The organism is Corynebacterium sp. HMSC05H05, from assembly GCF_001807265.1.
In the GTDB taxonomy this organism is placed as follows: domain Bacteria; phylum Actinomycetota; class Actinomycetes; order Mycobacteriales; family Mycobacteriaceae; genus Corynebacterium.
In genome coordinates this window covers 71,945-86,391 of record NZ_KV788402.1, presented here as the reverse complement: position 1 = coordinate 86,391, position 14,447 = coordinate 71,945, and the positions used below count along the sequence as shown (strand labels likewise).

Below are 14,447 nucleotides of genomic sequence, written 5' to 3'. Positions count from 1 at the left end.
GCAGCCGCCACCGCTCGCCGGCATCTTTCACGCCCCCGATACGCCGTTCGATCAGCGCGAGCTCGTCCAACGAGAACCCGCGGGCCTTCTGTACTGCCAGGGACTGTTTGCGGGTGAATTTCGTCGGCCCGTAGTACACCTTTTGCATCGCATCCCACGCGCGTGCCCGATCCGGCGCCATCCCGGCACCCAGGGCAACAGGCAGGTCGAAGTGCCGCAGCGTCTCCATGGATGCTGCGGCCATCGCCTGAATAAACGCGTCGAACGGGTTCATGCCACGAACACTAAAACAAGCGCAACCCCACACAACCCCCGAACCGAAATCTGTGGACAACTCGCCACACCAGTAACAAAGTTGTCCACAGCCGGGCAAGACCCTTACGTTTTCCCCGTGATGGGGGTAGCGTTCCCGCGCCATCCGCTATTGAAACTAATCTTCATCAAGTGTTGAAAAGAGTTTTCATTAGTTCGGTGGTGTTCCTGCTCGCGGTGCTGGGCATCACGCCGGCGCACGCGCAGGTGCAGCGCCTGGATCAAGGCCACATCGACGCGTTCAACGTCACGGCAGACGGCGGCGAGCTGACTTTGGATCTGAAGGAAGACGCCACCGGCAGCCACGTGCGCCACGCTCCGGAGGACGTGGAATTGGTCGTCGGCCAGGATGCGTACACGGAGCGCACGGCGGAGATCCCGGAGATCGGCAAGGCCGGCTATATGCTGCCGCAGACGCAGCGCTCGGATCTGATCTGGCCGGGCTGGGATACCCAGGGCGCGCGCGATATCGGCGCGATTGATCTGGAGTTTGTGGAGGTTACCGGCCCCGGCGAGGTCTACCTGTTCCAAACCGGCAGCTTCGGCTCCCTGGATCCGGTGCTCGATGGCGGCTCGACGCGCCTTGAGACGGGCTCCGTGATCGCCCAGGAGGAGCCGGCGCACGTCCATGCGAACTGGCTGTTCACCGAGCCCGGCACGTATCAGATGCGCGTTGTGGCCACCGGCGACGGCGCGAGTTCGAACGAGGCCACCTACACCTGGATCGTCGGCGACGGGGAGGCGGCGTCGGCGGCGAAGGCTGAGGCGCCTACGGAGGCACCCGCCGCGCAGTCCAAGGCGGCGACGAGTGCTGCGCAGTCGAGCACCGCAACGAAGAAGGCTGCTCAGCAGCAGCCCGAGAAGCAGGCCCAAAAACCGGCCCAGAAACCTGCGCAGCAACCGGCCGAGAAACCGGCGCAGCAACCAGCCCAGCAGGAGCAGCCCGCCGAGGAGCGCCCGGACACGCTTGCGGAGACCGGCACGACGGTGATGACCGTCCCGTTCGCGGTCCTCGGCCTCGGCGTGGCGGTGTTCGGCGCGTCGATGTGCTGCCTGGATACGGCGTTGCGCCGCAAGCTGTTGGCACTTGCGGGGGTTGGGAAGTGAGGCGTGCCCGGGCGTTGGCGGCGTGCGCGTTCGCCGTTGCTCTTACGGGCTGCTCGCAGGCTCCGGGGGAGGTTGAGGGGTTGAGCGTGGTGGCGTCGACAAGCATTCTTGCGGACGTTGTGCGCAACGTCGCCGGCGATAACGCCGAGGTCAAGACGCTGATGCGCCGCGGCGCCGACCCGCACTCGTACGAGCCGACGCTGCACAACACGCGCGATATCGCGTACGCGGACGCGGTGTTTACCAACGGGTTGTTGCTGGAGCCGCAGGCGCTGACCCGCACGATTGATGCGACGGCGCGCCCGCAGGCTCGGGTGGTGGCGCTGGCGGAGCAGACGCAGCGCTTCGGCTACGCGCCGATTCCGCTGGTGGAGGACGCGAGCCTGGACACGGTGTGGCTGGGGTTGCGGTTTGCGGCGGATCTGCCGCGCACGGCGGTGGCGGAGCTTGAGCTTGTCGACGCCTCCGGCCCCGGCACCGCCTCCGCCTTCATCCTCGGCACCTTCGGCACCCCGGAGCTGCTGTTCGACTCCACGGGTGGTGCCACCACGCTGCCGGTGGACGCGCACACCCACGTCAGCTGGGCGTTTTCCGCTCCCGGCGTGTACGAGCTGAAGCTTCGCGCTTCGGTGCGCGACGCGGTGGACGCGCCGGTGCGCAGTCAGACGGAGCAGACGGTCACCCTCGTGGTGGGCCAGGACCCGGCGCAGGCCGCTCCGGGCAAGCATGCGGTGGAGCGCGGGCACGTTGACATCGCCACGGTCGCCGGCAACGACAACACGCAGCTGACCCTGCGCACGGACGACGAGGGCGACCTGGATCCCGCGGGCACGGTGGTCGTGGTGCCGTCGAAGACGCTGCAGCCGATCCCGCCGCAGCGCGAGTTCCGCTTCCTCGGCGACCCGGGCGAGGAGACGTACCTGCTGCCGCAGGCGGTGCTGGGCCGCCACGTCCACGGCGAGCTGGATCCGCACATCTGGCACGACCCGGCCGCGATGGACGCGGTGGTGCAGGTGGTGCGCGACGAGCTTTCTGCGGCGGATCCGCGCCACGCCAGCGCGTACGCCGACAACGCGGAGCGCTACCGCGCCCAGCTCAAGCAGGTGGCGCAGGAGGTGCGTGAGCAGCTCGACCAGGTCCCGGAGGCCAACCGCAACCTGGTCACCACCCACCACGGCTACGCGTATCTGGCGCGCGCGTACGGGCTGCGTGTGGCCGGGTTTGTCACCCCGAACCCGAGCGTGGAGCCGAGCCCGCGCGACCTGATGGCGCTGTCGCGCACGCTGGAGAACCTGGGTGTGCCGGCGGTGTTCGTCGAGCACGGCAACGAAGACGAAACGCCCGTTTTGAACGAAACCGCTGCCTCGCACGGGGTTGAGGTGTGCCCGATCTGGGGCGACACCTTGGACCCGCCGGGGGAGGGGCCTGCGCAGACGTATGTGGATCTGGTGCGGGCCAATGGGGCGTCGATAAGCAAATGTTTGAAAGGACAACCATGAAGATTCCCGCCATTATCACCGCCGCAATGATCGCGGCCGCACCCGTCGCTGCCGCCCAGGTGCCGGACAACGACCCGGCGTTGCAGCAGGTCGTCGGCGTCGACGAGCAGGTCGCCCCGCTGGGCGAGCGCGCCGTCATCGACGCCGGTCACGCGGACCTGGGCCCCGTCTTCGCCGACGGGAAAATGCAGTTCCTGGTGCGCGACGACACGCAGGACACGCCCGTGTGGCGCCACCTCGAGGACGTGGTCTTCGCCGTCGGCGACGGCGCGAAGCAGACCCTGCCGGAGACCGACCAGTTCGCGTTCACCGGCGCGAAGCCGGGGGCCGAGGTGTGGGTGATCCCGCAGACCGAGGCCGCCGGCGTGCCGTGGCTGGGGTGGAACTCGCAGGCGCCGTCGCTTCTGGAACGCTCCGCCAACGGGATGAGCCTGGAGTTCGGTGGACACGAAGGCCCGGGCCAGTTCTCCCTGTTTGTCCAGCCCGGCGGGTTCCACGAGCCGCAGCAGTTGTGGAACGAGCAGGAACCCGGCACGCAGTCGATGTGGGTGGAGCCGAACACGCACAGCCACGCCAACTGGGTGTTCACCGAGCCGGGCGCCCACCTGGTGGGTGTGCGCGCGACGGTGGAGGACCAAGACGGCACCGTGCACACCGACGAGCAGGTCGTGCGCATCGCCGTGGGTGTTGACCCGGCGGAGGCGGCGGATGCGACGTTCGGCGAGTTCCGGGCTGAGGGGCAGGCCGGCGCGGAGCAGCAGAACAACGGCCTGAAAATCGGGCTGCTGGCGGGCGCGGGCGTGCTGCTGATCGCTTTGATTGCGCTGTTTGTTGTGCGGGGCCGCCGATGAGAAGGATTGAGGTGCGCGACCTGGCGGTGTCGTATCCGGGCCGCGACGTGTTCCGCGGGGTGGACCTCACGCTGCGCGGCGGCGAGTTCGTCGGCCTGCTCGGGCCCAACGGCGCGGGCAAGACCACCCTCATGCGTGCGGTGCTAGGCCTTATCCCTGCGGACGCCGGGACGGTCTCCGCTGGCAGGCGCCCGGTGCGCAAGGTGGTGGGGTACGTGCCGCAAGCGCACAACGTGGCCTGGGATTTCCCCATCGACGTCTACGACGCCACGCTCAACGCCACCCTGGGCCAGCGCCCGTGGTGGCAACGCGCTGGCGAGCGCGAGCACCGCGCCGCCGAGCGAGCTTTGGAAATGGTCAACCTGACCGACCTGGCCGCGCGCCCAATCCACGACCTGTCCGGCGGCCAGCGCCAGCGTGTGCTCATCGCGCGCGCCCTGGTGCGGCGGCCGGGCATGCTGCTTCTCGACGAACCGTTTACCGGCCTGGACATCCCCACCACCGAGCACCTGCTGCGGCTATTCCGCCGCCTGGTGGACCGGGGGCTCGGCGTTGTCATGTCCACCCACAACATCGCCGAGGCCATCGATTCCTGCGACCGCTTGGTGCTGTTCAACCGCGGCGTTGTCGCTGATGCCGCGACGCATGAGCTTAACGACGACGCCCCGTGGACCCGCACCTTCTCTGTCGACGAGGATTCGCCGTGGCTGCGCGGCGTGCGAGCGCATTTGGAGGCTGCCCGTGCCTGAGATTTCGTTTGTGCAATTCCTGGCCGACATGGCCAACCCCCAGCTGGCGTTTCTGCCGCGCGCGCTGGCAGCCGCGGTGATCGCGGCGGTGCTGTGCGCGGTGGTGGGCTGTTTTGTGGTGCTGCGCGGCATGGCCTTTATCGGCGACGCGGTGGCGCACGCCGTCTTTCCGGGCATCGCGGTGGCGTTTGCCTGGCAGGTCTCCGTGCTGCTGGGCGGGGCGGTGGCCGGCGCGATCGTCGCGGTGCTGATCGCCGTGATGTCTCAGCGGCGCACCATTAAAGAGGACTCCGTGATCGGCATCGTGTTCACCGCCGCGTTCGCCTTCGGCCTGGTGGTGATCTCCCGGGCGGAGGGCTACACCGCCTCCGTCAGCTCGTTTTTGTTCGGCTCGCTGACGGGCGTCAGCTCCGCCACGCTGGCCGTCCACGCCGTCGCCGGCGCGCTAATCGTGGCCGTGGTGGTGGCGCTTCGCCCGTGGCTCACAGCGGTGGCACTGGACCGGGAGACCGCCCGCGCGATGAACCTGCCGGTCGCCGCGCTGGATCTGGCGCTGTACCTGTGCGTGACCTTCGCGGTGGTGCTGGCGGTGCAGACGGTGGGCAACATCCTGGTGGTAGCGCTGCTGATCACCCCGGCCGCCGCGGCGCGGCTGTTCACGGACAAGCTGGGCACGATGATGTGTATCGCCGCCGCGTTCGGCGTGGCCGGCAGCGTGGCGGGGGTGTGGCTGGCGTGGTCCTACGACTCGCCCACGGGCGCGACCATCGTTTTGGCCGTGACCGCCATCTTCGCGCTGAGCTGGCTGTTCGCCCCGAAACGCGGTGCGCTGGCCGGCTGGATTCAGGGGGTGCAACGGTGAAGCGATTCGTCGCAGCAGCAGCCGCAGCGGTGCTCACGCTCGCGGCCGCACCGCTTGCGCAGGCCGCGGAGCACAACCCCGGCGACCCGGGCCACAGCGTGGAGGTCCCGGAGATCGACCACCCGTGCGCCGGGCGCAAACTGCTCTACCACTCCCACAACGACGCGCTCTACGGCACCTACAAAAACGACAAGCTCACCGTGATGGCGGTGGACGGCCAGCAGGTCACCGACCAGGAAAAGGTTTGCTTCCGCCTTGCCCCGGACGCGGACGCGGACGGCAACGACGTCTCGACGCTCACCGTGCCCGAGGACGGCTCCCTGGACTTCCTCGGCGAGCCCGGCAGCACCGTGTGGGCCGCGCCGCAATCCGCGGACTGGACCGACAGCTGGCGGCCCATCTGGTCTGGCCTGGGCGCGTTCGACCCCGCCCATGAGGCGGGCGAAATCCCGGACAACTTCGTCGATAACGTCATGCACTTCGACCTGGTGGACATGGACGGCCCCGGCGACGTCAACGTGTTTTTCTCCTCGCGCGTGGGCGACCCGGAGCGGCTGTTTAGCTCCGCAGACGAGGACATGCGCACCATCACCTACGACGTCGGCGGCCACGGCCACTTCACCTGGACGTTTTCTGAACCAGGCATCTACAAGATGACCTGGCAGGGCCGCGCCGAGCTCAAAGGCGGCGGGGTGGAGCGCTCGGAGCCGGTGACCCAGTACTGGCTCGTCGGCGACGACGCCACCGTCGGCCTGCCCGAGGGCACCACCACCGACCTGCGCACCCCCAACACCACGGAGGAAACCACCACCGCCAGCCCCACGACGAGCGCGAAGCCGAAGCCCGCGCCGCGGCCCACGTCGTCGACCACGTCGCAGTCCACGTCCACGACCGCGCCAACGCCGACAAGCACCGGTTCCGCCGCGGCCGAGGACCGGCGCAAGCTCATCGAGGCCGGGCATATGGATATGGCGTTGGTGGCCGAAGGGGCGTCGATAGGCGCAATGCTCATCGACGACTCCGACCCCCACAACCAGGCCAAACGCGAATCCGGCAGCTTCATTTTTGCCGTGCCCGACGCGGCCAGAAAGACGCTGCCGGCAGGCGCGCGCGAGAGCTTTCCGGAGTCGCCTGAGGCGATGTGGATCCTGCCGCAGGCGCAGGAGAAAAACCTGCCCTGGCTGGGCTTTTCCACCACCCGGGTGGGGGCCGACGCGCTGTTGCAAGGTTCGAAGGTCACAGTGTCCATGCGCGACGTGTCCGGGCCCGGACGCATCTACACCTGGCACGAGGACCTGCGGGGCCTGCGCGTGGAGCTGGACTCCGGCGACGCCTCCAAGCAGATCGAATACCCGGTCAACGCCCACGACCACCAAGGCTTCGGGTTCACCGAGCCCGGCGTGTACACCGCCACCTTCGCCTTCGCCGGCACGTCCGCCTCCGGCGAGGACTTCTCCGAGGACCTGGTGGCCGCCTTCGCCGTGGGCGACGAGGCCGTCGCCGCCGCACGCGACGGCCGCCTCGGCGACGCAGGCGCTTCCGGTGCCGGTGCCGGTGCCGGCAAGGGCAAGCTCACGCTGCCGGGTGCGCTGGCGGAAGGCATCCGCTCACTGGAAAAGGAGATTAAGAAGGCGGGCGACACGCTCGCGCCGCTCGCGCGCAAGACCAACGACGGCGGCAAAGGCGGTTCAGGGGCTGTTTCGACGCTGGCAACGCCGGCGCAGACAGCGAAGGATCGTCGCCAGGCGTCTGAGCCCACTCACGCCCAGCAACCAGCGCCCGCCCAGGCTGCGCCCGCCCAGGCTGCGCCCGCGCGTGCAGCGGAGACAAACTCCGCGAAACCAGCGGCGCAGGCGCAGCGCGCGCCGGAAGGCAGCCGAGCCAGCAACTCCTCAAGCAAGCCCAGCAACCGGCAAACCAGTAAAAGCAAGACCAGTGCCGACTCCCGGGAAGACTCCAAGTCCGCGAAGCCCGCAACGGTCTCCAGCAGCCCCGCGACGTCTGAGGCCCCAGCCGCGCCCGACGACTACGCCTCGTCGCGCAACCCCGCTGGCGGCAGCGGCACCGGGGTCCATTCGTCGCTCGACGCAGCCGGCGCGCAGCCAGACGGCCAGGAGGCGGACACGTCGCCGACCGCGGGCGGATTCTGGGCGGGCCTCGCCATCGGCGTGGGCGTCATGGCGCTGATCGGCGGGTGCGTCCTGTTCGTCGCGGCGGCGAGGTTGCTGCGGCGGGTGGAGCGGAGCGCGTCGTAAGGCAACGGCCCCAGCGCGCAAACCAGGAGTAAGGACCCCGGAGGACGGCTCAAAAAGGGCCGTCCTCCTGGTTTGTTGCTCCTAGTCTGTCTTGCGGGAACGAGGATGTGGGGCGCGGATGGAACGAAGCGCGTCGTAAAGCAAGGGAACCGGAGCCATCTCCACAACGTCAAACGGGTGGGGAGGGTTTTATGGCGAGCTATATTCCGCGGCCGAGGCCGGGATTCTTGGACGATTTGGAAAGAGTGCGGGGAAGGGGAACGCCGAGATGGCGCAATCTAAAAAGCCAGCGTCTCTACGAGTACGACCCTTTACGTGGCCACATTGAGGGTTATAACCTGCGAGGGGAGCACGTCGGCGTCTTTGACGCAGTGAGCGGGACGCAAATTGGAGATCCAATTCGTGGAAGGAAGATCGATGTTTAAGCCTTTTGTGGATCGCTGTTTGGCAGGCGAGGTGGAGCCAAACGACATCGACGACTGGGTGACGGCCTGGCACAACTCTGAACCGGGTAGTGAGCAAATGAGTCTCTACGAATACCTTGGATTCACCGAGGTTGAGGGGCGGATGTGGTCGCGAGACGCCAGGGCTCTAGCGCCGATCCTGGAGAACCGCCGCCAAAACCGTCAGCCCGCGTAACCCGCGATTTGGTCAAACCCGCTTCGACCCGCTAACATTCCCTACCGAAGTTTGAACGGCCGCAAAGGCCGAGCTCAAGTTTCACCGAAGACCGTCGGTCACTCTCGTGAGGGAGTCGAAGGCGCTCCACTTACGGGGCCGACCCACGCAGGAGAAACGCGGCACACTCCAACGTATGCCTCGTGCTTCTGCACGGGGCATTTTTGCTTGATACGCGTCAGCTTCGCGCGAAGCGAACGTCGATAGGCAAGATGCTCCGGGCGGATTGAACAACATGAAGTTATCGGAAGGAGGCGTGTGTCATGGCAAACCCGAAGAACACTGCGGAACTTGCAGCTCTGAAGGAGAAGTTCGCTGAGGCGGATTCCATCGTGCTGACTGAGTACCGTGGCCTGACCGTCGGCCAGCTGCAGCAGCTGCGCGGCGATATGGGCTTCGATGTCGAGTACCACGTCGCCAAGAACACCCTCATCAAGATCGCTGCAAACGAGCAGGGTATTGAGGGTCTCGATGATCTTCTCACCGGCCCGACCGCCGTCGCGTTCATTAAGGGCGACGCTGCTGTCGACGCTGCGAAGGTGATGAAGAAGTTCAACAAGGACCACGACGCGTTCGTGATCAAGGGCGGCTACATGGACGGCAACGTCCTGGACGCTTCCCAGGTCGACGCTCTGGCCGAGATGGACAACCGCGAGACCACCCTTGCCAAGCTTGCTGGCGCATTCGAGGGCTCTCTGGCAAAGGCAGCCGGCCTGTTCCAGGCTCCGGCATCCAAGACGGCCCGCCTTGTCGCTGCACTGCAGGACAAGCAGGAAGCCGCATAAACACTCTTTTACACCCGGGCTGTAAACGCCCAACAACAGAAAGGAAGCCACAATGGCTAAGCTCACCAAGGATGAGCTCATCGAGCAGTTCAAGGAAATGACCCTCATCGAGCTCTCCGAGTTCCTGAAGGAGTTCGAGGAGGTCTTCGACGTGACCGCAGCCGCTCCGGTTGCTGTTGCAGCTGCAGGCGCTCCGGCCGCTGGCGGCGAGGCTGCCGCTGAGGAGAAGGACGAGTTCGACGTCGTTCTCGAGGACGCTGGCGACAAGAAGATCGGCGTGATCAAGGTTGTCCGCGAGCTGGTTCCGGGCCTGGGCCTGAAGGACGCCAAGGAAATGGTCGAGGGTGCTCCGAAGGCTATCCTCGAGGGCGCTTCCAAGGACGACGCCGAGGCTGCCAAGACCAAGCTCGAGGAGGCTGGCGCAAAGGTCACCCTCAAGTAAGAGCTTTTTGCTTGACGACGACACCCCCGTCGCCGGTATCAACCGGCGGGCGGGGGTTTCGCGTGTCTGGGGTGCGCTACACTTTCCCACCATGCTGCCCACTTCCCGCATTCTTTCCGTGTTGCTCGCCGGCGTCGGTGCTGCGCTGGTGGTGGCGGGGCTGTTGGCGCCGAACGTGCTGCTTTCCGGCAACCGACTGCCGTTGGCGCTGGGGGAGGCCACGTGGACCATCACGGACCCGAACGGCACCCGCGACGGCGAGGCGGCGCCGGTGACGCGCCAGCTGCACATGGAGATCCAGGAGCCGTCCGATTCCGACACGGCGAGCGTGCGCGTGGGCGACACGCTGCGGGCGGGGGAGTCTGGCTCGGACTTCAACGACCTGCTTACGGCGTCGACGTGGTCGTTCGCGGTGGACCGCGTCACGGGTGCGGCGACCGGGCCGGCGGAGGCGCTTTTGGTCATGGGCATGCCCGCAACGCAATTGCCTATCGACGGCGCGTGGTTGACCTTCCCCGCCCCCGCGACACAGGACACAGTGGAGGTCTTCGACCCGGTGCTGCGCGGCGCCGCGCCGGCAGAGTTTGCTGGCGAGGAGGAGATAGCCGGTCGCACCGTGTACCGCTACGCGCAGCACATCGCACCGACGAACGTTGCCATGCGCTACGCGGACCCGCGCAACACGCTCACGATTGATGGGGAGCGCACCTTCCTGCACCACGCCGCCGACCGCGACATCCTGGTGGACCAAGAAACTGGTGTGGTCGTGGGCATCGACGAGAAGGTGGACGACTACTACGCAGACGCCGAGGGCACCGGGGTTCAGAATGTGGTCACCTATGACGGGGTGATGGACCGGCAGGACGTCGAGAAGCTTGTGCAGAAGGTGGGCGACGCGCAGACCGCCGCGGCGGACCGCGGGCTGTGGCGCGTGCTGGCCTGGGTTGGTGCGGCGCTGACCCTTGCGGGCCTGGCGGGCGCGCTGCGTCCGGGGCGTGCGGCGCGTCGCGATTGACCGCGCGCGGATGGCGGGTGGTAGGCTTCCGGCAGCAACCGCACGAGGCGCCCAGACGGCATCGGGCAGACCGGCGGAAGTGATGGCGGGGGCCTTTACAAACGGGGGAGATTACTCTATGGTTGTTCTTTGCGCTGGAAGCCGTCTCCAGTACGCATAGAGAGCCTTGTGCAACGGGATTGGAAAAACCCGATTTGACAAGGTGATTTTGTTGTCTCTGGGGGCGGGTCTTCCGAAGCAGACCGAATGCTAACTTATCCTGCGGAAACGCCACTGGGCCGCGAAGCCAGACGCGGTGCGGTGAGCCTCCGCCAGAGGTGCTGGAAGGACCCAACTTGGCAGTCTCAGACCAGACCATGAACATGGCTGATATCCCCGGGGCTCCCGAACGTTACTCGTTCGCGAAGATTAATGAGCCGATCACCGTCCCCGGGCTTCTTGATGTGCAGCTCGAATCGTTTGCGTGGCTCGTCGGCACGCAAGAGTGGCGCGAGCGCGAGCAGGCCAACCGCGGCGACGATGCACGCATCACGTCCGGCCTGGAGGACATCCTCGACGAGATCTCCCCGATCGAGGACTACTCCGGCAACATGAGCCTGACGCTGTCCGAGCCGCGCTTCGAAGACGTGAAGTACACGATCGACGAGTGCAAGGACAAGGACATCAACTACTCCGCGCCGCTGTACGTGACCGCGGAGTTCATTAACAACGACACGCAGGAGATCAAGTCCCAGACCGTGTTCATCGGCGACTTCCCGCTGATGACGGACAAGGGCACCTTCATCGTCAACGGCACCGAGCGTGTCGTCGTCTCGCAGCTGGTGCGCTCCCCGGGCGTGTACTTCGACGAGACCATCGACAAGTCCACGGAGCGCCCGCTGCACTCCGTGAAGGTCATCCCGTCGCGCGGCGCGTGGCTGGAGTTCGACGTGGACAAGCGCGACACCGTCGGCGTGCGCATCGACCGTAAGCGCCGCCAGCCGGTCACCGTGCTGCTGAAGGCACTGGGCTGGACCACCGAGCAGATCACGGAGCGCTTCGGCTTCTCCGAGATCATGATGTCCACCCTGGAAAACGACGGCGTGTCCAACACCGACGAGGCGTTGCTGGAGATCTACCGCAAGCAGCGCCCGGGCGAGCAGCCGACGCGCGACCTTGCGCAGTCCCTGCTGGAGAACTCCTTCTTCAAAGCCAAGCGCTACGACCTCGCACGCGTGGGCCGCTACAAGGTCAACCGCAAGCTCGGCCTGGGCGGTGACCACGACGGTCTGATGACGCTGACCGAAGAGGACATCGCCACCACGCTCGAGTACCTTGTGCGCCTGCACGCCGGCGAGACCGAGATGACCTCCCCGGCCGGCGAGATCATTCCGATCAACACCGACGACATCGACCACTTTGGTAACCGCCGCCTGCGCACCGTGGGCGAGCTGATCCAGAACCAGGTCCGCGTCGGCCTGTCCCGCATGGAGCGCGTCGTGCGCGAGCGCATGACCACCCAGGACGCGGAGTCCATCACCCCGACATCCCTGATTAACGTGCGTCCGGTCTCCGCCGCGATCCGCGAGTTCTTCGGCACCTCCCAGCTGTCGCAGTTCATGGACCAGAACAACTCCCTGTCCGGCCTGACCCACAAGCGCCGCCTGTCCGCGCTTGGCCCGGGCGGCCTGTCGCGTGAGCGCGCCGGCATCGAGGTGCGAGACGTGCACCCGTCCCACTACGGCCGCATGTGCCCGATTGAGACCCCGGAAGGCCCGAACATTGGCCTGATCGGTGCGCTGTCCACCTACGCGCGCGTGAACCCGTTCGGCTTCATTGAGACGCCGTACCAGAAGGTCAACGACGGCAAGCTCACCGGCCAGATCGACTACCTCACCGCCGACGAGGAAGACCGCTACGCCATCGCCGAGGCCGCGACCCCGATGGACAAGGACAACAACCTCACCGGCGAGCGCATCGAGGTCCGCCTGAAGGACGGCGACATCGGCGTCGTCGGCCCGCAGGGCGTCGACTACCTTGACATCTCCCCGCGCCAGATGGTGTCCGTCGCAACCGCGATGATTCCGTTCCTGGAGCACGACGATGCGAACCGTGCGCTGATGGGCGCCAACATGCAGAAGCAGGCCGTGCCGCTGCTGCGCGCCGAGTCGGCCTACGTGGCCACCGGCATGGAGCAGCGCGCCGCCTACGACGCTGGCGACACCGTCATTTCCAAGAAGGCCGGCGTGATCGAGAACGTCACCGGCGACTTCATCACCGTCATGGACGATGAGGGCGGCCGCGACACCTACATGCTGCGCACCTTCGAGCGCACCAACCAGGGCACCTGCTACAACCAGACCCCGATCGTCTCCGCGGGCGACCGCGTCGAGGCCGGCCAGGTCATCGCAGACGGCCCGGGCACCAAGGACGGCGAGATGGCGCTCGGCCGCAACCTGCTGGTTGCGTTCATGCCGTGGGAAGGCCACAACTACGAGGACGCCATCATCCTCAACCAGCGCGTGGTGGAGGAGGACATCCTCACCTCCGTGCACATTGAGGAGCACGAGATCGACGCCCGCGACACCAAGCTGGGCGCCGAGGAAATCACCCGCGAGATCCCGAACGTCTCCGAGGACGTGCTCAAGGACCTCGACGAGCGCGGCATCATCCGCATCGGCGCGGACGTGCGCGACGGCGACATCCTCGTGGGCAAGGTCACCCCGAAGGGCGAGACTGAGCTGACCCCGGAGGAGCGCCTGCTGCGCGCCATCTTCGGCGAGAAGGCCCGCGAGGTGCGCGACACCTCCCTGAAGGTGCCGCACGGCGAGCAGGGCAAGGTCATTGCCGTGCGCCGCTTCTCCCGCGAGGACGACGACGATCTGTCCCCGGGCGTCAACGAGATGATCCGCGTGTACGTGGCTCAGAAGCGCAAGATCCAGGACGGCGACAAGATGGCCGGCCGCCATGGCAACAAGGGTGTCGTGGGCAAGATCCTGCCGCAGGAGGACATGCCGTTCATGGCTGACGGCACCCCGGTGGACATCATCCTGAACACCCACGGTGTGCCGCGTCGTATGAACATCGGCCAGGTGCTGGAGATCCACTTGGGCTGGCTGGCCAAGGCCGGCTGGACCGTCAACCCGGACGACCCGGCGAACGCCAAGCTTTTGGAGACGCTGCCGGAGCACCTCTACGACGTGCCGGCCGATTCGCTCACCGCAACTCCGGTGTTCGACGGTGCCTCCAACGACGAGATCGCAGGCCTGCTTGCCAACTCCAAGCCGAACCGCGACGGCGACGTCATGGTCGACGGCGAGGGCAAGACCACCCTGTTCGACGGCCGTTCCGGCGAGCCGTACAAGTACCCGATTTCCGTCGGCTACATGTACATGCTCAAGCTGCACCACCTGGTGGACGAGAAGATCCACGCCCGTTCCACCGGCCCGTACTCCATGATTACGCAGCAGCCGCTGGGCGGTAAGGCCCAGTTCGGCGGCCAGCGCTTCGGCGAGATGGAGGTGTGGGCGATGCAGGCGTACGGCGCCGCCTACACCCTGCAGGAGCTGCTGACCATCAAGTCGGATGACGTGGTGGGCCGCGTGAAGGTCTACGAGGCGATTGTCAAGGGCGACAACATCCCGGATCCGGGCATCCCGGAGTCCTTCAAGGTGCTGCTCAAGGAGCTGCAGTCCTTGTGCCTGAACGTGGAGGTCCTCTCCACCGACGGCACCCCGATGGAGCTCGACGGCGACGACGACGAGTTCGATCAGGCCGGCTCCTCGCTTGGCATCAACCTTTCCCGTGACGAGGGTGCAGCGGCGGACACCGCCTAAGCGCTAGGTAGCCGTCGTAAAGCTTTTGCTTTTCGACGGCACGACGAACGAACAGCACACATCTAGAAGAAAAGGAA

12 protein-coding genes and 1 pseudogene are annotated in these 14,447 nt (G+C 66.6%); 12 read left to right on the top strand and 1 reads right to left on the bottom strand.

All coding sequences use genetic code 11. The features are described 5' to 3' along the window. Nucleotides 1–274 (bottom strand): annotated as a pseudogene (locus HMPREF3151_RS08075) (HNH endonuclease); the annotation flags it as partial. A gap of 170 nt (nucleotides 275–444) precedes the next feature. Here HMPREF3151_RS08075 and HMPREF3151_RS08070 point away from each other — a divergent pair. The 12 genes from HMPREF3151_RS08070 (at nucleotide 445) to HMPREF3151_RS08020 (ending at nucleotide 14,370) form a co-directional block, all read left to right on the top strand. Further along, complete coding sequence (locus HMPREF3151_RS08070) at nucleotides 445–1,419, top strand: choice-of-anchor M domain-containing protein (protein ID WP_141741372.1); 975 nt, start codon at nucleotides 445–447, stop codon at nucleotides 1,417–1,419. Further along, nucleotides 1,416–2,918: an anchored repeat ABC transporter, substrate-binding protein gene (locus tag HMPREF3151_RS08065; protein WP_070475027.1), complete on the top strand. Its 1,503-nt coding sequence runs from the start codon at nucleotides 1,416–1,418 to the stop codon at nucleotides 2,916–2,918. The genes HMPREF3151_RS08070 and HMPREF3151_RS08065 overlap by 4 nt, the downstream gene beginning before the upstream one ends. Then, nucleotides 2,915–3,769 carry a choice-of-anchor M domain-containing protein gene (locus HMPREF3151_RS08060; RefSeq protein WP_070475026.1) on the top strand — a complete coding sequence of 285 codons (855 nt, stop codon included), beginning with the start codon at nucleotides 2,915–2,917 and terminating at the stop codon, nucleotides 3,767–3,769. Before HMPREF3151_RS08065 ends, HMPREF3151_RS08060 begins: the two co-directional genes overlap by 4 nt. Next, nucleotides 3,766–4,518, top strand: a complete 753-nt coding sequence (locus HMPREF3151_RS08055; protein ID WP_070475025.1) for an anchored repeat-type ABC transporter ATP-binding subunit — start codon at nucleotides 3,766–3,768, stop codon at nucleotides 4,516–4,518. Before HMPREF3151_RS08060 ends, HMPREF3151_RS08055 begins: the two co-directional genes overlap by 4 nt. Continuing rightward, nucleotides 4,511–5,380, top strand: a complete 870-nt coding sequence (locus HMPREF3151_RS08050; protein ID WP_256365532.1) for an anchored repeat-type ABC transporter permease subunit — start codon at nucleotides 4,511–4,513, stop codon at nucleotides 5,378–5,380. The genes HMPREF3151_RS08055 and HMPREF3151_RS08050 overlap by 8 nt, the downstream gene beginning before the upstream one ends. After that, nucleotides 5,377–7,635, top strand: coding sequence for a choice-of-anchor M domain-containing protein (locus HMPREF3151_RS08045; protein ID WP_070475024.1), 2,259 nt, complete (start codon nucleotides 5,377–5,379; stop codon nucleotides 7,633–7,635). The genes HMPREF3151_RS08050 and HMPREF3151_RS08045 overlap by 4 nt, the downstream gene beginning before the upstream one ends. Before the next feature lie 191 nt (nucleotides 7,636–7,826). Next, complete coding sequence (locus HMPREF3151_RS12285) at nucleotides 7,827–8,060, top strand: colicin E3/pyocin S6 family cytotoxin (RefSeq protein ID WP_083290255.1); 234 nt, start codon at nucleotides 7,827–7,829, stop codon at nucleotides 8,058–8,060. Beyond that, nucleotides 8,053–8,274, top strand: a complete 222-nt coding sequence (locus tag HMPREF3151_RS08040) for a hypothetical protein (RefSeq protein ID WP_070475023.1) — start codon at nucleotides 8,053–8,055, stop codon at nucleotides 8,272–8,274. Before HMPREF3151_RS12285 ends, HMPREF3151_RS08040 begins: the two co-directional genes overlap by 8 nt. Nucleotides 8,275–8,576: 302 nt before the next feature. Then, entirely contained in the window at nucleotides 8,577–9,098 is a 522-nt protein-coding gene (rplJ, locus tag HMPREF3151_RS08035; protein WP_070475022.1) for a 50S ribosomal protein L10, read from the top strand. 52 nt (nucleotides 9,099–9,150) lie between these two features. Next, a complete protein-coding gene (gene rplL, locus HMPREF3151_RS08030) occupies nucleotides 9,151–9,540 on the top strand; it encodes a 50S ribosomal protein L7/L12 (RefSeq protein WP_070475021.1) in 390 nt (129 codons plus the stop codon). A 91-nt stretch (nucleotides 9,541–9,631) separates the two neighbouring features. Continuing rightward, nucleotides 9,632–10,555: a cell envelope lipid trafficking protein PgfA gene (locus tag HMPREF3151_RS08025; protein ID WP_070475029.1), complete on the top strand. Its 924-nt coding sequence runs from the start codon at nucleotides 9,632–9,634 to the stop codon at nucleotides 10,553–10,555. A 317-nt stretch (nucleotides 10,556–10,872) separates the two neighbouring features. Beyond that, complete coding sequence (locus tag HMPREF3151_RS08020) at nucleotides 10,873–14,370, top strand: DNA-directed RNA polymerase subunit beta (protein WP_070475020.1); 3,498 nt, start codon at nucleotides 10,873–10,875, stop codon at nucleotides 14,368–14,370. The last annotated feature ends 77 nt before the right edge of the window (nucleotides 14,371–14,447 follow it).

Bases quoted from the DNA above. Each gene is read 5' to 3' on its own strand.
- rplL (WP_070475021.1), top strand. From the start codon at position 9,151: ATGGCTAAGCTCACCAAGGATGAGCTCATCGAGCAGTTCAAGGAAATG.
- HMPREF3151_RS12285 (WP_083290255.1), top strand. From the start codon at position 7,827: ATGGCGAGCTATATTCCGCGGCCGAGGCCGGGATTCTTGGACGATTTG.
- HMPREF3151_RS08025 (WP_070475029.1), top strand. From the start codon at position 9,632: ATGCTGCCCACTTCCCGCATTCTTTCCGTGTTGCTCGCCGGCGTCGGT.
- HMPREF3151_RS08040 (WP_070475023.1), top strand. From the start codon at position 8,053: ATGTTTAAGCCTTTTGTGGATCGCTGTTTGGCAGGCGAGGTGGAGCCA.
- HMPREF3151_RS08055 (WP_070475025.1), top strand. From the start codon at position 3,766: ATGAGAAGGATTGAGGTGCGCGACCTGGCGGTGTCGTATCCGGGCCGC.
- rplJ (WP_070475022.1), top strand. From the start codon at position 8,577: ATGGCAAACCCGAAGAACACTGCGGAACTTGCAGCTCTGAAGGAGAAG.
- HMPREF3151_RS08060 (WP_070475026.1), top strand. From the start codon at position 2,915: ATGAAGATTCCCGCCATTATCACCGCCGCAATGATCGCGGCCGCACCC.